Below are 19,691 nucleotides of genomic sequence, written 5' to 3'. Positions count from 1 at the left end.
GATGCCGCGGGTTAGAGTTGAAACAACCACAAGGCCAGTGCGCTGCGGCGCGGGCTGGAGGCCATGTGGACCAAGGTGGGGCCTTGCGGCCCCGGTTTTTCAGCCCGCTGCGGACCGCGCAAAGGGCTGGCGCTGCTGCCACCAAGCCAGCACCTGGGCCACGGCCTGTTCGATCGTGAGCTCGGAGTTGTCCAGAAGCAATGCGTCCTGCGCGCTCTTCAAGGGGGCAACGCTGCGGTTCATGTCGCGGGCGTCGCGCGCCTCGAGGTCTGCGCGAAGGTCGGCTATTTTAGCGTTTATTCCGCGCGCAAGCAATTGTTGTCGGCGCCGCTCGGCCCGGCACGCGGCGCTGGCGGTGAGGTACACCTTGAGCGGCGCCGCCGGGAAGATCACGGTGCCCATGTCGCGCCCGTCGGCGACCAGGCCGGGCAGGGTGCGAAACCCCAACTGCAATGCGACGACCGCCGTGCGAACCTGCGGCAGGGCGGACACCAGCGATGCGTCCATGCCTGCCTGCTCGGTGCGTATGGCGTCGCTGACGTCCACGCCGGCCAGCAGCACGCGCCCGGCGTCAAAGCGCAGCGCCATGGTGCGTGCGAGGTCCGCGATGGCCTCCGCATGCTCCGCGCCGATCGCAAGGCCGGCCTGCCGCGCCGCCAGCCCGGTTGCCCGGTAAATGGAGCCCGAATCCAGCAGGTGGTAGCCCAGCGCCTGGGCCACTTTTGCGGCCACGGTCCCTTTGCCCGAGGCGGTGGGGCCATCGATGCAGATGACCGGCACGCCCGTAGACGCAGGCTGCACCACGGCAAACAGGGTCTCGAAATAGTCGGGGAAGGTCTTGGCGACACAGCGCGGGTCTTCAATGCGCACCGGCAGGCCGGCGGGGTTGAAGGCGGCGAGCGAGAAGCACATGGCGACCCGGTGGTCGTCGTAGGTGTGGATGCTGGCGGCGCGCCAGGCCTGCGCCGTCGCGGGTGGCGTGATGCGCAGGAAGTCCGGCCCTTCTTCCGTGGTGGCGCCCAGCTTGCGCAGCTCGGTGGCCATGGCGGCAATGCGGTCGGTTTCCTTGACGCGCCAGCTGGCGATGTTGCGCAGCACGGTGGTGCCGTCGGCATACAGCGCCATGACGGCCAGCGTCATGGCAGCGTCGGGAATGTGGTTGCAGTCCAGGTCGATGGCCTTGAGCGGCCAGGTGCTGCGCTCCACCCGCAGCCAGTTGGGGCCGCCGCTCACCTGGGCGCCCATGGCCTGGGCCGCTTCGATGAAGCGGATGTCGCCTTGGATGGAATTAAGCCCTACGCCGTGGATTTCAATGCCTTTTTGGCCTCTAGCGCTTGCTGCGATTGCGCCTAGCGCTATGAAGTAGCTAGCAGAAGACGCGTCGGCCTCGACGTGAATGCTGCCGGGCGATTGGTAGCGGCTGCCCGCCGGAATGCGAAAACGCTGCCAGTTCTCGTTGGTCACGGCGATACCAAAGCGCGCCAGCAGGGCCAGCGTGATGGCGATGTAGGGCTTGGAGATGAGTTCACCAACGACCTCGATCACCACGTCTTGCGATTTCGCCGCCAGCGGCAGCGCCATCAGCAGGGCGGTGAGGAACTGGCTGGAGACGTCGCCCCGCACCCGGACCGGCCGATCCAGCGCCAGCGCTGGCACGCCCGCGCCCTGGGCAATGCGCAGCGGAGGGAAGCCTTCGGTGCCCAGGTAGTCGATGTGGCAGCCCAGTTGGCGCAGCGCGTCCACCAAGTCGCCAATCGGGCGCTCGCGCATGCGCGCTACGCCGTCGAGCGTGTAGTCACCGCCCAGCAGGGCCAGCGCGGCGGTCAGCGGGCGCATGGCGGTGCCCGCATTGCCCATGAACAGCGACAGCGCCGCTGCGGGGCGCGCATCACCCAGCCCAGTGATGCGGGTTGTGCCCTCTGCCAGCGCGACCTGGCAACCCAGCGCGCGCAGGGCGTCCAGCATGACGCGGGTGTCGTCCGAGTCGAGCAAGTCGTGCACGGCGGTGGTGCCGCTGCTCAGCGCCGCCAGCAGCAGCACGCGGTTGGAAATGCTCTTGGAGCCTGGCAATTGAACGCTGCCGCCTGCCGAGGCAAGTGCAGGGATATCGAGAAATGCGGTGCTGTACATCGGTAAAGGTTCGTCTAAGGCCTGTTGACACTATATTTTTAGTGCGAACGTGGTGCGTGTCTGCCGCTAGAAACCGATGAACCCGGCGCGGCCCAATACCCGTGCACCCATGGAACTGGCTTTGCCAGGCCACCGGGTGCGTCCCCCTTGGGGGAAGGCGCCGTAGGCGACTCAGGGGGGATTACTTTTCAGGGGGATTTTTTACGCTGCGCACCCATGCGCCAGTGCGCGCGTGTTTCGCTGGCGAGGGTCAGCATGTCTTCCAGCGCTTGCGCGTCGTCGGTGCGGATGGCGTTTTCCAATTGCGAGAGCGCCTGCTGGAACAGTTTCGACTGCGCCAGCAGTTCGTCGCGGTTGGCCAGCAGCACGTCGCGCCACACCTTGGGGTCGCTGGCGGCAATGCGGGTGAAATCGCGAAACCCTGGGCCAGCCAGCGAGAGAAACGTGTCGGCCTGGGCCTGCCCGGTGATGCTGTTCACCAGCGAGAACGCCAGCAAGTGAGGCAGGTGGCTGACCGCGGCAAAGGCCTCATCGTGTGATTCGGGCGACATGCTGGTGACGCGGCAGCCCAGCGCTGTCCAGACTTCCTCGGCCTTTTGCAATTGTGCGGTCAGTGTGCGCTCCGTGGGTGTCAGGATGACCTGGCGGCCGCTGTAGAGCTCGGCATCGGCATGCTCGACACCCGACACCTCGCGCCCGGTGATCGGGTGCGCCGGCACGAAGGAGCCGACCTGGTCGCGCAGAGCACGGCGCGCGGCCTGTACGACGTCGGCCTTGGTCGAGCCCACGTCCATCACCAGCATTTGCGGTGTCACCAGGTGCTTGATCGCCTTGAGCGTGGCTTCCGTGGCCGACACCGGGACAGCGACGAGCACAATGTCGGCCCCGGCCACCGCCAGCAGGGCGGAGGGCGCCTCGACGTCAATCACGCCCAATTGCCGGGCGCGGTCGGTGGTGGAGGGCGACTTGCTGTAGCCCACCACGCGGTTGACCAGCCCCGCCTGCTTGAGCGCCAAGGCAAAGGAGCCACCCATCAGGCCGCAACCGATCAGGCCAAGCTGTTCAAACATGGCGTGCTCCTGGCGGCAGCGCCTTGCACGCAGTGAAAAGCGTGGGGGTGATGAGCGCCGCCGGGCCGCCCCAAGGCGCGAAGGCCCCCTTGGGGGGCAGCGTCTTACACGCAGTGAAAAGCGTGGGGGTCATGACGTCACCGGGTAGGTGCCCAGCACCTTGTAGAAGGCGCTCAGGCTGCGCAGTTCCGCAAGGGCCGCTGCCACGTGCGGCTGGCTTGGATGGCCGTCGATGTCGATATAAAAATAGTATTCCCACTGACCCGTGCGTGCTGGGCGCGACTCGAAGCGTGTCATCGATACGCCGTGGTTCTTGAGCGGCACCAGCAGGTCGTGCACGGCGCCCGGCTTGTTCGGGACAGACACAATCAGGCTTGTGCAGTCGTGCGCCGACGGCGGTGGGGTGTCCAGCGTGTGCGGCAGGCAGATGACGGCAAAGCGTGTGCGGTTGTAGGCGTCGTCCTGGATGGCGGGCGCCACCACATGCAAGCCAAATTGCGCTGCGGCACGGTCGCTGGCCAGCGCGGCCAGGGCGGGGTTGCCAGCGGCCATGCGCGCGCCTTCGGCATTGCTCGACACGGGGCGCCGCTCGGCGTGCGGCAAGTGCTTGGAGAGCCAGGCCTGGCACTGCGCCAGCGCCTGTGGGTGCGCCAGCACGGCTTCGATGCCTTCGACAGAGGCGCTGGTGCGCAGCAGGTTGTGGCGTACCAGCAGGCTGACTTCGCCCACCACGTGCGTGGGCGTGTGCAGGAACAGGTCGAGCGAGCGCGTGACCACGCCTTCGACCGAGTTTTCAACCCCGACAACGCCAAACTGCGCGCTGCCCGAGGCCGTGGCATGGAACACTTCGTCGAAATTGGCGCAATAGACGATGTCGGCCGCGCCGCCAAAGAACTCGATCGCCGCTTGCTCGCAGAAGGTGCCGGCCGGGCCGAGCACGGCGACGCGTTGGGGAGACTCAAGCGCCAGGCAGGCCGACATGATCTCGCGCCAGATGGCCGAGACATGCGCGCTGCGCAGCGGGCCAGGGTTGGTGCGGACGATTTTCTCGATCACCTGCGCCACGCGGTCGGGGCGGAAAAACGGTGTGCCTTCGCGTTTTTTCACCTCGCCGACACGCTCGGCGACCAGCGCGCGCTGGTTCAGCAGCGTGAGCATCTGCTGGTCGATGTTGTCGATCTGCACGCGCAGGCTTGCCAGATCGGGCGAGGCGACGGCCGTGGTCACGGGGGTGGGTGTGGTGGAGCTCATGCGCGGGTTTTTTCGAATTCTCGCAGGTAGTCCACCAGCGCTTGCACGCCGGCCAGCGGCATGGCGTTGTAAATGCTCGCACGCATGCCGCCCACCGACTTGTGGCCCTTGAGCTGCAGCAGGCCGCGCTCGCGTGCGCCAGCGAGGAACGCGTCGTTCAGCGATTCGTCGCGCAGGAAGAAGGGCACGTTCATGCGCGAGCGGCAGTTGGCGGCCACTTTGTTGAGGTACAGATCGGAGTTGTCAATCGCGCCATACAGCAGCTCCGCCTTGGCGATGTTGCGCAACTCCATGGCGGCAATGCCGCGCGCCGAGCCCTCGCTCTGGCGCGCCAGCCAATCAAAGGTCAGGCCCGCCATGTAGATGCCCCAGGTCGGCGGCGTGTTGAACATGGAATGGTTCTCGGCCACCAGCTTGTAATCAAACGCGCTGGGGCAGGCGGGGAGCGCCTGGCCGATCAGGTCTTCGCGCACCACGACGATGGTCAGGCCCGCTGGCCCCAGATTCTTTTGCGCTCCGCCAAAGGCCAGGCCGACGCGCGACCAGTCCACCGGGCGCGAGGCGACGTGCGAGGAGAAGTCGATGACCAGGGGCGCATCGCTGCCCAGTGCCTTGAGGTCGGGCAGCTCGTGGAATTCGATGCCGTTGATGGTTTCGTTGCTGCAGATGTGCAGGTAGCTCGCGCCCACGCTGGGCGTCCAGCTGGCCGGGTCGGGCAGGGTGGTGAAGCCGCTGGATTCGCCTGAGGCGACGATGTTCACTTCCGACGCGTACTTGCGCGCCTCTTTCTGCGACTTCTGGCTCCAGCTGCCGGTGACGACGAAATCCACGCCGGCCGCGCGCGAGAGGTTGAGCGGAACGATGGCGTTCTCGGCCAGGCCGCCGCCCTGCATGAACAGAATCTTGAAATGCTGGGGCACGGCGAGCAGACTGCGCAGACCCGCTTCGGCCGCCTCGTAGATCGAGAGGAACTCCTTGCCGCGGTGGCTCATTTCCATCACGCTCATGCCACTGCCGTGCCAGTCCAGCATTTCGGCCGCAGCGCGCTGCAGTACCTCTTCGGGAATGGCGGCGGGCCCGGCAGAAAAGTTGTAAGGACGTTGCATCACAAAATAGGTATCAAATCAGGCGCTAGCGCTTATGGGGTAAGCGTTAGCAGCTATCAATAAGTGAAATGTCGAAACGAGGGCTGGCGGCCCTGCGTTACTCCGCTCCTGCTTCGGGCTCTGTCCCCGGTGCATCACCGTCTGCACCATCAGCGCCTTGGGCGTCGTTTTCCACGATGCGTTGCAGGCCGATGAGTTGGGCGCCTTCGTCCAGGGCGATCAGTGTGACGCCCTGCGTCGCCCGGCCCAGTTCGCGGATTTCGCTGACGCGGGTGCGCACCAGCACGCCCTTGTCGGTGATGAGCATGATTTCGTCGTGCCCCCGCACCAGTGTGGCGGCGACGACCTTGCCATTGCGCTCGCTTTGCGAGATGGCGATCATGCCCTTGGTGCCACGGCCGTGGCGCGTGTACTCGGTAATGCCGGTGCGCTTGCCGTAGCCGTTCTCGGTGGCGGTCAGCACGCTTTGCGTCTCGTCTTCGGCGACCAGCATGGCAATCACGCTCTGGCCTTCTTCGAGCGTCATGCCGCGCACGCCACGTGCCTGGCGACCCAAGGGGCGGACATCGTTCTCGTCGAAGCGCACCGCCTTGCCGCCATCAGAGAACAGCATAACGTCGTGCTGGCCGTCGGTCAGCGCGGCGCCAATGAGGTAGTCGCCCTCGTCGAGGTTGACGGCAATGATGCCGCCCTTGCGGGGGTTGGAGAAATCGTCGAGCGCGGTTTTCTTGACCGTTCCCATGCTGGTTGCCATGAACACATAGTGGTCAGCAGGGAAGGTGCGCATGGTGCCGGTGAGCGGCAGCACGACGTTGATCTTCTCGCCCTCGGCCAGCGGGAACATGTTGACGATGGGCCGGCCGCGGGAGCCACGCGAGCCTGCGGGAACCTCCCAGACCTTGAGCCAGTACAGGCGGCCGCGGTTGGAGAAGCACAGGATGTAGTCGTGCGTGTTGGCGATGAAAAGCTGGTCGATCCAGTCGTCTTCCTTGGTCGCCGTGGCCTGTTTGCCGCGCCCGCCGCGCTTTTGTGCGCGGTATTCCGAGAGCGGCTGGCTCTTGATGTAGCCCGTGTGGCTGAGCGTGACCACCATGTCGGTGGGGGTGATCAGGTCTTCGGTGGACAGGTCTTGCGCGCTGTATTCGACCAGGCTGCGGCGCGCGCCGAGCTTGCTTTGACCGAACTCCTGCTTGATGGCCGTCAGTTCGTCGCCGATGATGGCCGAGACGCGCTCGGGCGTGGCCAGGATGTCCAGCAGGTCTTCGATGACCGCCATGATCTCCTTGTACTCGGCAACGATCTTGTCCTGCTCCAGCCCGGTGAGGCGCTGCAGGCGCATTTGCAAAATTTCCTGCGCCTGGGTGTCCGACAGGCGGTACAGGCCGTCCTGGCCCATGCCGAACTCGCGGTCCAGCCCCTCGGGACGGTAGTCGTCGGCATTGATGACACCGCCATCGGTGCGCGTGCGGGTGAGCATTTCGCGCACCAGCTTACTGTCCCAGGAGCGCGCCATCAGTTCGGTTTTGGCCACCGGTGGCGTGGGGGCGCTGCGAATGATGGCAATGAAATCGTCGATGTTGGCCAGCGCCACGGCCAGGCCTTCCAGCACATGGCCGCGGTCGCGCGCCTTGCGCAGTTCGAACACCGTGCGCCGGGTGACCACCTCGCGGCGGTGCTGCAAGAAGACGCTGACCAGGTCCTTGAGATTGCACAAGCGCGGCTGGCCGTCGATCAGCGCCACCATGTTCATGCCAAAGGTGTCCTGCAGCTGCGTCTGCTTGTACAGGTTGTTCAGCACCACCTCGGGGACTTCGCCGCGCTTGAGCTCGATCACCAGGCGCATGCCCGATTTGTCGGATTCGTCCTGGATGTGGCTGATGCCTTCAATCTTCTTCTCGTGCACCAGCTCGGCCATGCGCTCCTGCAGCGTCTTCTTGTTGACCTGGTAGGGCAGCTCATCCACGATGATGGACTGGCGCTGGCCCCGGTCGATGTCTTCAAAGTGGCAGCGAGCGCGCATCACCACCTTGCCGCGCCCGGTGCGGTAGCCGTCCTTGACGCCGTTGATGCCGTAAATGATGCCGGCGGTAGGGAAATCAGGTGCCGGGATGATCTCCATCAGGTCGTCGATCGAGGCCTCCGGGTGGTGCAGCAGGTGCAGGCAGGCGTCCACCACTTCGTTCAGGTTGTGCGGCGGAATATTGGTCGCCATACCCACGGCAATGCCCGACGAGCCATTGACCAGCAAGTTGGGCAGCTTGCTCGGCAGCACCAGGGGTTCTTTCTCGCTGCCGTCGTAGTTTGGGCCGAAATCGACGGTTTCCTTGTCGATGTCGCCCAGCATCTCGTGGGCAATCTTGGCCAGGCGGATTTCCGTGTACCGCATGGCGGCGGCGTTGTCGCCGTCCACCGAGCCGAAGTTGCCCTGGCCGTCCACCAGCATATGGCGCAGGGAAAAATCCTGCGCCATGCGAACGATGGTGTCGTACACCGCGCTGTCGCCGTGCGGGTGGTATTTGCCGATCACGTCGCCGACGATGCGGGCAGATTTCTTGTAGGGCCGATTCCAGTCGTTGTTGAGCTCGTGCATGGCGAACAGCACGCGCCGATGCACGGGTTTGAGGCCGTCTCGCGCATCGGGAAGCGCCCGTCCCACGATCACGCTCATGGCGTAATCCAGATAGCTGCGCCGCATTTCCTCTTCGAGGCTGATCGGGAGAGTTTCTTTGGCGAACTGGGTCATGGATAAGGTACAAAACGGCCGGAATCGGGCATTTTAGGCGCAAGGCTTTGTAGCTGTAGAGCAACGTTTAAGCTTTCAAGCGCTTTTGTCCTACGGTCTGAGCGGTATGTGGGGCCACTCTCCCCTGTTACGTATGGCACAATTCGGTCAACGTTTTTGGTGGTGGTCACCGAATAACGTCCTTGATTCGCAGCGCTGCTGCGGCCTTTGCCCCCAAGAGGAGAACCATGAATAAACTGAACAAAGTGGCGATGTTGTTGGCCTCTGCAGCGCTTGCTACCGCCGCTGGTGCCCAGACTGTTGATAACTGGAAAAACGGTACCAATGAACTGGTCTGGAAGAACGGCACCAACGAACTGTGCTGGCGCGATGCCAACTGGACCCCTGCTACGGCAGCTCCTGGCTGCGACGGCGCTCTGGCTGCTCCCGTAGCCGCTGCACCGGCACCGGCACCTGCAGCTGCTCCCGCTCCTGCTCCCGCTCCTGCCCCCGCAGTGGCTACTTCGAGCAAGGTCACCTATGCTGCCGATGCCTTCTTCGACTTTGACAAGTCGGTTTTGAAGCCCGCAGGCAAGGCCAAGCTCAATGATCTGGTTTCCAAGGTTCAAGGCATCAACCTTGAAGTGATCATTGCCGTGGGCCACACCGACTCTATCGGTACCGACGCCTACAACCAGAAGCTGTCGGTTCGCCGCGCTGAAGCCGTCAAGGCCTATCTGGTGTCCAAGGGTATCGAAAAGAGCCGTGTCTACACCGAAGGCAAGGGCGAGAAGCAGCCTGTGGCCGATAACAAGACCAAAGAAGGTCGCGCCAAGAACCGCCGCGTAGAGATCGAAGTGGTCGGTACCCGCGCTGCCCAGTAATCTTTGATTGCTGATAAAAAAGCCCCGGAAACGGGGCTTTTTTCATGGTTTTTTGCTTCCATGCTTTTGCCATCGATCGCTGAAATGACGAATGCCACCAACGTTGATCCTGCCGAACTGGCCAAGTTTTCCGATCTCGCCCATCGCTGGTGGGACAAGGACAGCGAGTTTCGTCCGCTGCACGAAATAAACCCCTTGCGCCTGGCGTGGATCGATTCCATCGCCCCCCTTTCGGGCAAGCAGGTGCTTGATGTCGGGTGCGGTGGTGGCATTCTCGCGGACGCCATGGCGCGCAAGGGTGCCCAGGTGCTGGGCATTGACCTGGCTACCAAGTCCCTCAAAGTCGCCCAGTTGCACGCTCTGGAAGCTGAGACCCCCCGCGTAAGCTACCGGGAGATCAGCGCCGAGGCCCTGGCGCAGGAGCAGCCGGCGGGCTTCGACACCGTCACCTGCATGGAAATGCTGGAGCATGTCCCTGACCCGGACTCCATTGTCCGTGCTTGTGCCCAATTGGTGCGGCCAGGTGGTTGGGTGTTTTTCTCCACCATCAACCGCAACGCCAAGGCGTTTGCATTTGCCATTCTGGGGGCCGAATACCTGCTGAAGCTGTTGCCCCGTGGTACCCATGAATATGCGCGTCTGATCCGCCCCAGTGAGCTGGCAAAAAGCTGCCGCGACGCTGGTTTGGACATTGCCCATACGAGGGGACTGGAGCACAACCCGCTCACCGGGCGCTATTGGCTCAGCGAAAATACCAGCGTGAACTACCTGATTGCGGCGCAGCGACCGCTCGCCAATGTTTGAAGGTGTTCGCGCCGTTCTGTTTGATCTGGACGGAACGCTCATCGATAGCGCTACCGACCTTGGCCATGCTGCCGACAAGATGCGTACCGACCGTGGCCTGGAGCCGCTGCCGCTTGCTGATTACCGTGCCATGGCAGGCGCCGGCGCACGCGGCATGCTGGGTGTGGCGTTTGGCATTGGGCCCGGAGATCCAGACTTTGACTTGCTGCGCGAAGAGTTCTTTGCCAATTACACGGCGTGCATGTTCAACCATACGGCGGCATTCGACGAGGTGGTCGAACTGCTGGCTACCCTCACGGCGCGTGGCTTTCTTTGGGGTATTGTGACCAACAAGGCGGCGCGTTTCACCGAGCCGCTGCTGCGCACCCTGCCGGTTTTCGCGAACTGTGCTGTCGCCATCAGCGGCGACACCACGCTGCACGCGAAGCCGCATCCAGAGCCCCTGTTCGAGGCTGCGCGGCGCCTGAGGGTCGCTCCAGGCCAGTGTATTTATGTGGGGGACGACGAGCGCGACATCGTGGCAGGACGGGCAGCAGGCATGCCCACCGTGGCCGCCAACTATGGCTATCTTGGCGCCACTGCATCGGTCAGGGCCTGGGGTGCCGACGCAGAAATTAATTCGCCTGCGCAACTCTTGCAATTCCTGTCTTCCCGCTTAATATAGGGGGCTTGGGGCTGCCCTGGTTTCGACGTGGGTTCGGAATCGGCGTGGTGCATGTCGAGCTTGATTGGCGCTCGTAAATCTGCATTCAAAAAACTAACTGCAAACGACGAACGTTTCGCACTCGCTGCTTAATTGCCAGTGAGCCTTGCAACAGTTGGCCGATGGGCTGGGCAAGGGGGTATCGAGCAATCGCTGCCTCCCGGCTGCAAGGATAATTACATGGGCTGGTCCTGATCCGGGTACCTTGGGTTGGGGCGAGACAATAGGGTGCTGGCGGCCGGTAGAGCGTGCGACTGCGCGATGCCGGTGGCGAGACTTAAATCAGACCGCTAAACATGTAGATCTGCCCGGTAAAGGCTTGCGGACGCGGGTTCAATTCCCGCCAGCTCCACCACTATTCAAAAAACCAACCGTTCCCGGTTGGTTTTTTTTCGCCCTTTCTCCCCAGTGTTGGTGCCGTTGCAGAACTGACCTGCTAGACCGCACAGTGCCGATCCACAATGACCAGGGTGTTCCACGGGCCTGCTGATACTTTCAGCGAGGATACGAGGTGATCACCATGGACATGATTGGCAAGGTCAGGCGCATGAAGCTGCGCGACCAACTCTCCCTCAGCCCCGAGAAAATTGCAGACGCTGTCGGCTGTGAGATGGAAGGCCGGAAATTCGGATGATTTTTGGCTCCTAGCGCTTATTGGGCTTGCGTTGGCAGCTATAAAAAACGAAGCTACTCCCGCAGCAGCGCCAGGGCCGCAGCTACGTCCTGCTCGGTCACTCCGGGGAGCGGGTCCAGCCGGCTCGCAAGCTGACCCAGAGCGGCGGGGTCCTTTTGCAACTGCCCAATGGCGGCGCCCGCCTCCTTGGGGGCATCAAACGCCAGGCTTTGCAGCAGCAAACGCCCATCGGCGTCCACCAGCTTGAAATAGAACTTGCCATCCTGCTCGCGGTACTGCTTGAAGGAGGGCAGGGCGATTTTGGCGACTTTGGCGGCTTTGGCCGCCGTGCTGGCCTGTGCCAGGCTGCGCAAACCCACGGCGTTGCGCAGTTCGCGCAGGAAGGGCGTGGCCAGTGCACGGGCACGCTCGGCGCCGGCCAGCAGCGTGGCTTCGATGCGGGCCGGGTCGGCCATCAGGGCCTCGTACTGGGCGCGCATCGGGGCCACCACCGAATCCACGCGCTCGAGCAGCATGGCCTTGGCCTCGCCCCAGGCAATGCCATCGGCGTACTGCTGGCGCAGCGCGGCGGTTTCGTCGGGCGTGGAGAAGGCCTGGTAGATTTGGAACAGGGCCGAGCCCTCGGTGTCCTTGGGCTCCCCGGGCGCACGCGAGTCGGTGACGATGCCCTGGATCAGCTTTTGCAGCTGCGCCTTGCTGGCAAATAGCGGAATCGTGTTGTCGTAGCTCTTGCTCATCTTGCGGCCATCCAGGCCGGGCAGGGTGGCGACGTGCTCGTCAATGGCGGCCTCGGGCAGCACGAAATGCTCGCCGTAGAGGTGGTTGAAGCTCGCGCCCATGTCGCGCGCCATCTCGATATGCTGCACCTGGTCGCGCCCCACGGGCACCTTGTGCGCCTTGAACATCAAAATGTCGGCGGCCATCAGCACCGGGTACATGAAGAGACCGGCGGTCACGCCGTCGTCGCTCTCGCGGCCGGCTTCGTGGTTCTTGTCCACGCTGGCCTTGTAGGCGTGGGCGCGGTTGAGCAGGCCCTTGCCGGTCACGCAGGTCAGCAGCCAGGTCAGCTCGGGGATTTCGGGGATGTCCGACTGGCGATAAAAAATCACTTTCTCAGGATTGAGCCCGGCAGCCAGCCAACTTGCGGCGATCTCCAGCGTCGAGCGCTGAATGCGCGCCGGGTCTTCGCATTTGATGAGCGCGTGGTAGTCGGCCAGAAAGTAAAAACTTTGCACGCCGGGGCGCAGACTGGCCGCGACGGACGGGCGGATCGAGCCAACAAAATTGCCCAGGTGCGGTGTGCCGGTGGTCGTGATGCCGGTGAGAAAACGGGTGGTGCTCATGACGAAATCAAAATCAAAAAAGGCTCAGCCCAGCAGGGCGACGAGAGGCGACAGCAGCAGGTTGATGGCAGCGTAGCCCAGCGACATCAGCGGGGTCAGCCACAGCGTGCCGACGACGCCAGCGAGCACCAGCGCCATGACGATGAAGAAGCCCCAGGGCTCGACCCGCGACACCATTTGTGCCTGCTTCCAGGGGAGCAGCCCCACCAGAACCCGCCCACCATCGAGCGGTGGCAGCGGAAACAGGTTGAAGGCCCACATCACGAGGTTGACCAGGACGCCGGCACGCGCCATTTCCATGAAGAACCGTTCGTTCACGCCCATGGCCACCAATGCCACCAGCAGCAGGGCCCACAAAATGGCCTGGATGAAGTTCGACACCGGTCCCGCCAGTGCCACCCAGATCATGTCGCGCTTGGGGTTGCGCAGCGCGCCGAAATTCACCGGCACCGGCTTGGCGTAGCCAAACAGAAAGGCGCCCGAGGTGGCGAAGTACAGGATCAGCGGCATCAGGATGGTGCCGACCGGATCAATGTGCGTGAAGGGATTGAGCGTGACGCGCCCCAGGCGCGTCGCCGTAGGGTCGCCAAAGTGCCGCGCCACATAGCCGTGGGCAGCCTCGTGCACCGTGATGGCGAAAAGCACTGGCAGTGCGTAGATGAGGACGGTCTGGAGGGTGTTGGAAAAGTTCACCAGCCACATTGTCCCTTAGAACGTGTTTACGATCTCGCAGGAGGCCCCTGGGAGATCGCAAATACGTTCTTATGCCGCGCATTGCGCGCTGCGCACACCCCAAAGTGTGGCCAGGGACGCGATTTGGTAGCGCCAGATGGTGTTTTTTTGCTATCTTATGAATAGCTTGAAGCGCTTATGGGATAAGCGCTAGAGGCCTATTTTTATAAAATTCAGAGCCCAAGCGCTGCCAGCTTGCCGCGCCCCTCGCGGACCACTTCGGGGTCGCCACCGCGCTCCATGGGCGTCAGGTCCAGCACCGTGGTGGGCTGCGACGGGCAGGCACCCGCGTCAATCACGCCGTCGATCAGCTTGTCAAAGCGGGCCAGGATTTCCTCGGCGTCGTTCATGGATTGCGTCTCGCCCGGTGCGATCAGGGTGGTGCCCAGCAGCGGCCCGCCGTGCAGCTCCAGCAGCGCCTGCAGTGCCGCGCCTTCGGGCACGCGCAGACCAATCGTCTTGCGGCTGGGGTGGCTGACGCGGCGCGGCACTTCCTTGGTGGCGTCGAGGATGAAGGTGTACGGCCCCGGCGTGCCCAGCTTGAGCAGCCGGTACTGGCGGTTGTCCACACGTGCGTAGCTGGCCAGCTCCGAGAGGTCGCGGCACAACAGCGTCAGATGGTGCTTGTCGTCCACGCCGCGGATGCGGCGCAGGCGGTCCACGGCGGCCTTGTCGTCCAGCTGGCAGACCAGGGCATAGCTGGAATCGGTGGGAACTGCCAGCACGCCGCCTTGCTGCAGCAGGGCGGCCGCCTGTTTGATCAAACGGGGCTGCGGGTTGTCGGGATGGACTTCGAAATACAGGGCCATGGGGCTGGATGGGGAAAGGGCTTCAGCGGCCTGGGTGGATGTGCGCCGCCACCAGATCCCAGGCGGGCGTCAGGTCCGCCGGCAAGGGGGGCAGGATACCCAGATCGGTGTGGGATTCGTCGGGGCTGTGGAAGTCGCTGCCGCGCGATGCCGCCAGGCCGAGTTCGCGCGCCAAGTCAGCATAGCGCACGGCCTCGCTGGCGGAATGGCTGCCGGTGACGACCTCGACGCCGCGCCCGCCGTGCTGCTGGAATTCAGAGAACAGGGCGAATTCTTCGTTGGGCGTGAAGCGGTAGCGCGCCGGGTGCGCAATGACGGCCACGCCGCCCGCTTCGGTGATCCAGCGCACCGCGTCGCCGAGGGCCGCCCAGCGGTGGGGCACGTAGCCGGGTTTGCCTTCGACCAGGTATTTGCGGAACACCTCGGAAGTGTCGCGGCAGACGCCGGCTTCCACCAGAAAGCGCGCGAAGTGGGTGCGCGAGACCAGTTCTGGGTTGCCCACATAGCGCAGCGCACCCTCGTACGCACCGGCAATGCCGACCGCAGCCAGTTGCCCGGCCATGTCGCGCGCCCGTTCCAGGCGCCCGCCGCGCGTGGCGGCCAGGCCTTGCACCATTTGCGGGTCGGTCGGATCGAACCCCAGGCCGACGATGTGCACCGTGGTGCCGGCAAAGGTGACGGAAATCTCGACACCGGTGATATAGGCCATGCCCAGCGCCTGGGCGGCGGCAAGCGCGCGCGCCTGGCCGCCCACTTCGTCGTGGTCGGTCAGGGCCCACAGGTCCACGCCGTTGGCGTGCGCTCGCGCTGCCAGCACCTCGGGCGTGAGGGTGCCGTCAGAGACGACGGAGTGGCAGTGCAGGTCGGCGTTGGCGTACATAGTTGCGACCATCTTACGGTTTTGTGTTCGCCGGGTGGTCACTAGGGGTAAACCCAAGCGTCAGCCGCCTCGCTCGCTAAAATGTGAACGAATGTATCTATGGCCCCTGTTGTGTGCGACAGTGGTGGTTTGACAGTTTTTCGGAAAAAATATGCAACTCGACAATGTCAGTGTCTCGCGCAAGCTCTGGGGTGCCTTTTTGGCGCTGATGCTCGCCATGCTGGTGATCTCTGGCGTTCAGCAATACCGCGCCAACGCTTCCATGGCCAACGCCATGGACGAAGTCGTTCATATCGACGAGCGGATCGCCACCGCCGTACGCTGGCGCGGCGCCACTGAAATTGCCGTCAACATGGTCATGGGTGCGGCGGTGACGTCCGACTCTGTGCTGGCAGAGCAGTACAACGCCAAGGTCAAGGCCATCATTGGCGACATCAACAAGCTTCAGGAAAAGGTCGTTGCCGAGGCCACTGCGCCGGACGAAAAGGCGGCGGTGGACAAGGTACTTGTCGCGCGCAAGGCGGTGCTGGCGGCAACCGCCAAGACCTGGGATCTCAAGGGCGCGGGCGATGTGGCGGCGACGCAGGCCTTCGCCGATGATCAGTTTGCGCCACTGATCGCCGGCTACCTCAAAGACCAGGATGCCTTTGTCGAGACCCTGCGCCAGCATGGCGCTGCGGTGCGGGCAGAGGCTCTTTCGCGGCGTACGTCCTACGTCATCCAGGGGTTGGTGGCAGCCACTGTACTGATGGCTGTTTTCCTGCTGCTGGCCTGGAAGCTGGTGCGCTCCATCACCGTGCCGCTGGCCCAGGCGGGGGAGCTGATCGACGCCATTGCCGCTGGCGACCTCACGCGCGAACTGCACCCCACGCGCAAGGACGAATTCGGCCACATGCTGCGCGCGCTCTCGGGCATGACCGAGAAATTGCGCAGTGTGGTGGGCGACGTGCGCACCGGTGTCGAGGCGGTCTCGCTGGCATCGTCCGAGATCGCCACTGGCAACCAGGACCTGTCGGCCCGTACCGAGCAATCGGCCTCCAATTTGCAGCAGACTGCGGCCAGCATGGAGCAGCTCACCACTACCGTCACGCAGTCCGCCGATACGGCGCGCCAGGCCAATCAGCTGGCCGCCAACGCCGCCAAGGCCGCCACGCGCGGCGGCGAAGTGGTGGGGCAGGTCGTCAGCAGCATGGAGGAAATCAGCCAGAGCGCGCGCAAGATTGCCGACATCATCGGCGTCATCGATGGGATCGCCTTTCAGACCAACATCCTGGCGCTCAATGCCGCCGTCGAGGCGGCCCGGGCGGGCGAGCAGGGGCGCGGTTTTGCCGTCGTGGCGTCCGAAGTGCGCAGCCTGGCCGGGCGCAGCGCCGAGGCGGCCAAGGAGATCAAGCAGCTCATTGGCACTTCGGTCGCCAATGTCGAAACGGGCTCGCGCCAAGTAACCGAGGCCGGCCAGAGCATGGAGGAAATCGTTGCCAGCGTGCACCGTGTGAGCGATTTGATTGGCGAGATCACGGCATCGTCCACCGAGCAGCGCGACGGCATTGCCCAGGTGAACCAGGCCGTGACCCAGCTCGACCAGATGACGCAGCAAAACGCGGCTTTGGTGGAGCAGTCCACCGCCGCGGCGACGGCGCTGCGCGACCAGGCCCAGCACCTGACCGGTGTGGTGTCGGTGTTCAACGTGGGCGCTGTGGCGCTGACGCCCGCCCGCGCACCGCTGCACCGCAGTGCGCCGGCGCCGGCCCGACCTGCTGCTTTGCGAGCTGCCCCGGCCCCGCGCAAGCTGGGCGCCGCGCCTGCTGCACGGGCTGCGGTTGCTGGGCCGGAAAAAACCAAAACAGGCACCGCAACCGGCGCATACCGCGCACCCGTTGTCCCTGCGGCCCGCATCGCTGCGCCCGCCAAGCGCCAAGCTGCGGCTGTGGCAGAAGGCGACTGGGAAAGCTTCTAGACCTGCGCCCCCTCCACCAGAAACTGCACTTTTCGCTCGCCTTTCCACTCGTTGACGTCGAGCCGAAAGGCCAGCAGCACGCGGGCGGGCAGCGGGTCGGTGTGGCCAAACCAGATACCGTCCACCGGCCGGCCCTGGTGGCGCAGCTTGAGCGAGAGGTGTTTTTCGCCCACCAGCCGCTGGCTCAGCACCTCCACTTCTTCGCTGAAGGTGGGCGGCGCAAAGCCCTGGCCCCAGACTTCGCGGTGCAGCGTGTCCACCAGATCGGCGCGGCAGTATTCGCTCGCCAGCGTGCCGTCGGTGTCGATGCGGCGCGTCAGCGCAGCCGCGTCCAGCCATTCGCGCGCCACCTGCGCCAGCGCCTGCTCGAACACCGCGAACTGACCGGCCGCCAGCGTGCAGCCCGCCGCCATGGCGTGGCCGCCGAACTTGAGCAGCACGCCAGGGTGGCGCTTGGCGACCAGGTCCAGCGCGTCGCGCAGATGAAACCCGGCGATCGAGCGGCCCGAGCCCTTGAGCTCGCCCTCTGCGCCCGGCGCGCCGCTGGTGGCGAACACGAAAGTGGGGCGGTGCAGCTTGTCCTTGATGCGCGAGGCGACGATGCCGACCACGCCCTCGTGGAAATCGGCGTCGAACACGCTGACGGCGGGCGGGGGTTCGGCCCCTTCTTCAAACAGGTTCTCGGCCATCAGCAGCGCTTGCTCGCGCATGCCGCCCTCGATGTCGCGGCGCTCGCGGTTGATGGCGTCGAGCTGGGCGGCAAGTTGCGCCGCGTGGCCTGCGTCGTCCGTCAGCAGGCATTCAATACCCAGTGACATGTCCGACAGGCGCCCGGCCGCATTGATGCGCGGCCCAAGGGCAAAACCAAAATCCAAGCTCGTGGCAGCGTCTATCTTGCGCCCGGCTGCCGCAAACAGCGCGGTGATGCCGGCGCTCGCGTAGCCGGTGCGGATGCGCTTCAAGCCCTGAGCGACCAGGCGCCGGTTGTTGGCGTCCAGCCGCACCACGTCGGCCACGGTGCCCAGGGCGACGAGGGGCAGCAGGGGCTCAAGGCGCGGCTGTGTGGCCTTGTCGAAGGTTCCGCGCGCGCGCAGTTCGCTGCGCAGCGCCAGCAGCACGTAAAACATCACGCCCACGCCGGCCAGGGCCTTGCTCTCGAAGCCGCAGCCCGGCTGGTTGGGGTTGACGATGGCGTCGGCGGCGGGCAATTGCGCACCCGGCAGGTGGTGATCGGTCACCAGCACCGCGAGCCCCAGCGCCTTGGCCTCGGCCACGCCCTCGACGCTGGCGATGCCGTTGTCCACGGTGACGAGCAGGTCCGCGCCACGCTCCTTCACGCGGCGGGCGATCGGCGCCGTCAGGCCATAGCCGTCCACCACACGGTCGGGCACCAGGTAGTCCACGTGCTCTGCGCCCAGCAAACGCAGGCCGCGCAGCGCCACGGCGCAGGCGGTGGCGCCGTCGCAGTCGTAGTCGGCGACGATGCAGATGCGCTGCTGCGCGGCGATGGCGTCGGCCAGCAGCCGGGCAGCGGCGGCGATGCCTTTGAGGCCGGCGGGCGGCAGCAGGCGCGCCAGGCCGTCGTCCAGCTCGTCGTGGCTCTGCACGCCTCGGGCGGCAAACAGGCGTGCCAGCAGCGGGTGCACGCCCGCTTGCTCCAGCGCCCAGGCGGCGCGTGGGGGCACTTGCCTTGCTACTATGTTCATAGCTGCTCGTGCAATTGGGACAAGCGCTCGCGGCCAAAAAGGCTTGAAATTTTCTGCCCTAGGCTGCGCGGTGCGCTGCGCCACGAGAGCGCGCCGCGCTCGCCGCACAGCGTGATCTGCACCGGCTGGCCTTGCGCCGCGCGCGCCGCCAGTTGTGCCACGGCGCCAGCGTCCAGCGCCTGCCAGGCGCTGCGCCACGCAGCCCAATCCTCCCGCAGAGCGGGGCCGCGCAGCGACTCCACCACTTGCGGGGGTGGGCTGGCGGGGAGCTGCGCGGGCAGGGCGCCCGACCCATGCAGCCAGAAGGCGTTGACCGGCGGCAGGCCGCGTGCTTCGCGGGCGTCGGTCAGTGCGTGGGTGTAGAGCAGCATCTGCATTTCGCTGTGCAGGCGGCGCAGGGGTGCAGCGGCGGCTTCGTGCGGCAGCCAGGCGCGCACATCGCGCTGCAGCGCGCGGTCGAGCGAGGCGGTGGCCACTTCGGCCAATAGCGGGCCGCTTGCCAGCCAGCGCCCCGGCTGCTCGTAGTGCAGGGCCATGCCGTCTTGCGCGAACCAGGGCGCCATCAGCGCCAGCAGCGCGCGCGATTCTTCGTCGCCGAGGTCCAGGCCGGCCGGGTCCGAGAGCGTGACGTGGTCGGTGCGCACCTGCCAGTGGCAGGGGGTGACAAAGGCCCAGCCGTCGCCCGGCTTGGCGGCGTTGGCCAAGCCGGTCTGTGCGGCGTGCAGCGCGGCGAAGGCAATGCGCCCGTCCGCGTCGCCCAGGCCCAGCGTGCGGCCGAGCGCGCGCTCGTGCGGGGGCGAGAAGCACTCTTCGTCCTGCACATCGGCAGCCAGTGGGGTGAGTTGCCTGATCAGGCGTTCGAGCTGCGGCAGCGCCAGGCCTTGCCAGGCCTGGGCGCTGCCCGGTGAGCTGGTGGCTGCCCAGGGCAGCAGCAAATGGGTTGTGTCCGACATGCCCGCA

Annotated in this window: 16 protein-coding genes and 1 other RNA gene; 6 read left to right on the top strand and 11 right to left on the bottom strand. The window is 65.0% G+C overall.

What is annotated here, in order from left to right; genetic code table 11:
• Positions 1-99: 99 nt before the first annotated feature.
• The 5 genes from D3F03_RS05255 to gyrA form a co-directional block, all read right to left on the bottom strand.
• Entirely contained in the window at positions 100-2,130 is a 2,031-nt protein-coding gene (locus tag D3F03_RS05255; protein ID WP_119108239.1) for a bifunctional 3-phosphoshikimate 1-carboxyvinyltransferase/cytidylate kinase, read from the bottom strand.
• A gap of 188 nt (positions 2,131-2,318) precedes the next feature.
• Positions 2,319-3,200 (bottom strand): prephenate dehydrogenase, encoded by an 882-nt coding sequence (locus D3F03_RS05250; protein WP_119108238.1) that lies wholly within the window; start codon positions 3,198-3,200, stop codon positions 2,319-2,321.
• Positions 3,201-3,329: 129 nt separating this feature from the next.
• A complete protein-coding gene (pheA, locus tag D3F03_RS05245) occupies positions 3,330-4,451 on the bottom strand; it encodes a prephenate dehydratase (protein ID WP_119108237.1) in 1,122 nt (373 codons plus the stop codon).
• The gene (gene serC, locus D3F03_RS05240) at positions 4,448-5,557 is read right to left on the bottom strand and encodes a 3-phosphoserine/phosphohydroxythreonine transaminase (protein ID WP_119108236.1); all 1,110 of its coding nucleotides are present in this window, start codon (positions 5,555-5,557) and stop codon (positions 4,448-4,450) included. Before serC ends, pheA begins: the two co-directional genes overlap by 4 nt.
• Before the next feature lie 97 nt (positions 5,558-5,654).
• Positions 5,655-8,300, bottom strand: a complete 2,646-nt coding sequence (gene gyrA / locus D3F03_RS05235) for a DNA gyrase subunit A (RefSeq protein ID WP_119108235.1) — start codon at positions 8,298-8,300, stop codon at positions 5,655-5,657.
• Positions 8,301-8,527: 227 nt separating this feature from the next.
• Here gyrA and ompA point away from each other — a divergent pair, with 227 nt between their 5' ends.
• The 5 genes from ompA to D3F03_RS17490 all read left to right on the top strand — a co-directional run bounded on the left by ompA (position 8,528) and on the right by D3F03_RS17490 (position 11,304).
• Positions 8,528-9,163 (top strand): outer membrane protein OmpA, encoded by a 636-nt coding sequence (gene ompA / locus D3F03_RS05230; protein ID WP_119108234.1) that lies wholly within the window; start codon positions 8,528-8,530, stop codon positions 9,161-9,163.
• An 84-nt stretch (positions 9,164-9,247) separates the two neighbouring features.
• On the top strand, positions 9,248-9,967 hold the full coding sequence (gene ubiG / locus D3F03_RS05225) for a bifunctional 2-polyprenyl-6-hydroxyphenol methylase/3-demethylubiquinol 3-O-methyltransferase UbiG (protein WP_119108233.1): 720 nt from the start codon (positions 9,248-9,250) through the stop codon (positions 9,965-9,967).
• On the top strand, positions 9,960-10,631 hold the full coding sequence (locus tag D3F03_RS05220) for an HAD family hydrolase (protein WP_119108232.1): 672 nt from the start codon (positions 9,960-9,962) through the stop codon (positions 10,629-10,631). The genes ubiG and D3F03_RS05220 overlap by 8 nt, the downstream gene beginning before the upstream one ends.
• 7 nt (positions 10,632-10,638) lie before the next feature.
• Positions 10,639-11,025, top strand: a transfer-messenger RNA (tmRNA) gene (gene ssrA / locus D3F03_RS05215).
• A gap of 156 nt (positions 11,026-11,181) precedes the next feature.
• Positions 11,182-11,304 carry a hypothetical protein gene (locus D3F03_RS17490; RefSeq protein WP_281271411.1) on the top strand — a complete coding sequence of 41 codons (123 nt, stop codon included), beginning with the start codon at positions 11,182-11,184 and terminating at the stop codon, positions 11,302-11,304.
• Between the two features lie 53 nt (positions 11,305-11,357).
• Here D3F03_RS17490 and D3F03_RS05210 read toward each other — a convergent pair whose 3' ends face one another.
• The 4 genes from D3F03_RS05210 to D3F03_RS05195 all read right to left on the bottom strand — a co-directional run bounded on the left by D3F03_RS05210 (position 11,358) and on the right by D3F03_RS05195 (position 15,068).
• Positions 11,358-12,647, bottom strand: a complete 1,290-nt coding sequence (locus tag D3F03_RS05210) for a tryptophan--tRNA ligase (protein ID WP_119108231.1) — start codon at positions 12,645-12,647, stop codon at positions 11,358-11,360.
• 24 nt (positions 12,648-12,671) lie between these two features.
• Entirely contained in the window at positions 12,672-13,349 is a 678-nt protein-coding gene (locus D3F03_RS05205) for a site-2 protease family protein (RefSeq protein WP_119108230.1), read from the bottom strand.
• Between the two features lie 203 nt (positions 13,350-13,552).
• Positions 13,553-14,188 carry an L-threonylcarbamoyladenylate synthase gene (locus tag D3F03_RS05200; RefSeq protein ID WP_119108229.1) on the bottom strand — a complete coding sequence of 212 codons (636 nt, stop codon included), beginning with the start codon at positions 14,186-14,188 and terminating at the stop codon, positions 13,553-13,555.
• Positions 14,189-14,210: 22 nt separating this feature from the next.
• Positions 14,211-15,068: a 3',5'-nucleoside bisphosphate phosphatase gene (locus D3F03_RS05195; RefSeq protein WP_119108228.1), complete on the bottom strand. Its 858-nt coding sequence runs from the start codon at positions 15,066-15,068 to the stop codon at positions 14,211-14,213.
• A 151-nt stretch (positions 15,069-15,219) separates the two neighbouring features.
• On the opposite strand from D3F03_RS05195, the gene D3F03_RS05190 reads away from it, so the two are divergent.
• Positions 15,220-17,025: a methyl-accepting chemotaxis protein gene (locus D3F03_RS05190; RefSeq protein WP_119108227.1), complete on the top strand. Its 1,806-nt coding sequence runs from the start codon at positions 15,220-15,222 to the stop codon at positions 17,023-17,025.
• Here D3F03_RS05190 and recJ read toward each other — a convergent pair.
• Together recJ and D3F03_RS05180 are read right to left on the bottom strand one after the other, a co-directional pair.
• Positions 17,022-18,731: a single-stranded-DNA-specific exonuclease RecJ gene (gene recJ / locus D3F03_RS05185; RefSeq protein ID WP_119108226.1), complete on the bottom strand. Its 1,710-nt coding sequence runs from the start codon at positions 18,729-18,731 to the stop codon at positions 17,022-17,024. The genes D3F03_RS05190 and recJ overlap by 4 nt on opposite strands.
• Positions 18,728-19,684 carry a phosphoglycerate mutase gene (locus D3F03_RS05180; RefSeq protein ID WP_119108225.1) on the bottom strand — a complete coding sequence of 319 codons (957 nt, stop codon included), beginning with the start codon at positions 19,682-19,684 and terminating at the stop codon, positions 18,728-18,730. The genes recJ and D3F03_RS05180 overlap by 4 nt, the downstream gene beginning before the upstream one ends.
• Positions 19,685-19,691 lie beyond the last annotated feature (7 nt).

Origin of the sequence: Simplicispira hankyongi, from assembly GCF_003570885.1 — a bacterium.
In the GTDB taxonomy this organism is placed as follows: domain Bacteria; phylum Pseudomonadota; class Gammaproteobacteria; order Burkholderiales; family Burkholderiaceae_C; genus Simplicispira; species Simplicispira hankyongi.
The sequence above is the reverse complement of the archived record's forward strand: the minus strand, read 5'-3'. Positions and strand labels throughout refer to the sequence as shown.

Coding starts and splice junctions, on each gene's coding strand:
- D3F03_RS05255 (WP_119108239.1), bottom strand. CDS start 2,130: ATGTACAGCACCGCATTTCTCGATATCCCTGCACTTGCCTCGGCAGGC.
- D3F03_RS05250 (WP_119108238.1), bottom strand. CDS start 3,200: ATGTTTGAACAGCTTGGCCTGATCGGTTGCGGCCTGATGGGTGGCTCC.
- pheA (WP_119108237.1), bottom strand. CDS start 4,451: ATGAGCTCCACCACACCCACCCCCGTGACCACGGCCGTCGCCTCGCCC.
- serC (WP_119108236.1), bottom strand. CDS start 5,557: ATGCAACGTCCTTACAACTTTTCTGCCGGGCCCGCCGCCATTCCCGAA.
- gyrA (WP_119108235.1), bottom strand. CDS start 8,300: ATGACCCAGTTCGCCAAAGAAACTCTCCCGATCAGCCTCGAAGAGGAA.
- ompA (WP_119108234.1), top strand. CDS start 8,528: ATGAATAAACTGAACAAAGTGGCGATGTTGTTGGCCTCTGCAGCGCTT.
- ubiG (WP_119108233.1), top strand. CDS start 9,248: ATGACGAATGCCACCAACGTTGATCCTGCCGAACTGGCCAAGTTTTCC.
- D3F03_RS05220 (WP_119108232.1), top strand. CDS start 9,960: ATGTTTGAAGGTGTTCGCGCCGTTCTGTTTGATCTGGACGGAACGCTC.
- D3F03_RS05210 (WP_119108231.1), bottom strand. CDS start 12,647: ATGAGCACCACCCGTTTTCTCACCGGCATCACGACCACCGGCACACCG.
- D3F03_RS05205 (WP_119108230.1), bottom strand. CDS start 13,349: ATGTGGCTGGTGAACTTTTCCAACACCCTCCAGACCGTCCTCATCTAC.
- D3F03_RS05200 (WP_119108229.1), bottom strand. CDS start 14,188: ATGGCCCTGTATTTCGAAGTCCATCCCGACAACCCGCAGCCCCGTTTG.
- D3F03_RS05195 (WP_119108228.1), bottom strand. CDS start 15,068: ATGTACGCCAACGCCGACCTGCACTGCCACTCCGTCGTCTCTGACGGC.
- D3F03_RS05190 (WP_119108227.1), top strand. CDS start 15,220: ATGCAACTCGACAATGTCAGTGTCTCGCGCAAGCTCTGGGGTGCCTTT.
- recJ (WP_119108226.1), bottom strand. CDS start 18,731: ATGAACATAGTAGCAAGGCAAGTGCCCCCACGCGCCGCCTGGGCGCTG.
- D3F03_RS05180 (WP_119108225.1), bottom strand. CDS start 19,684: ATGTCGGACACAACCCATTTGCTGCTGCCCTGGGCAGCCACCAGCTCA.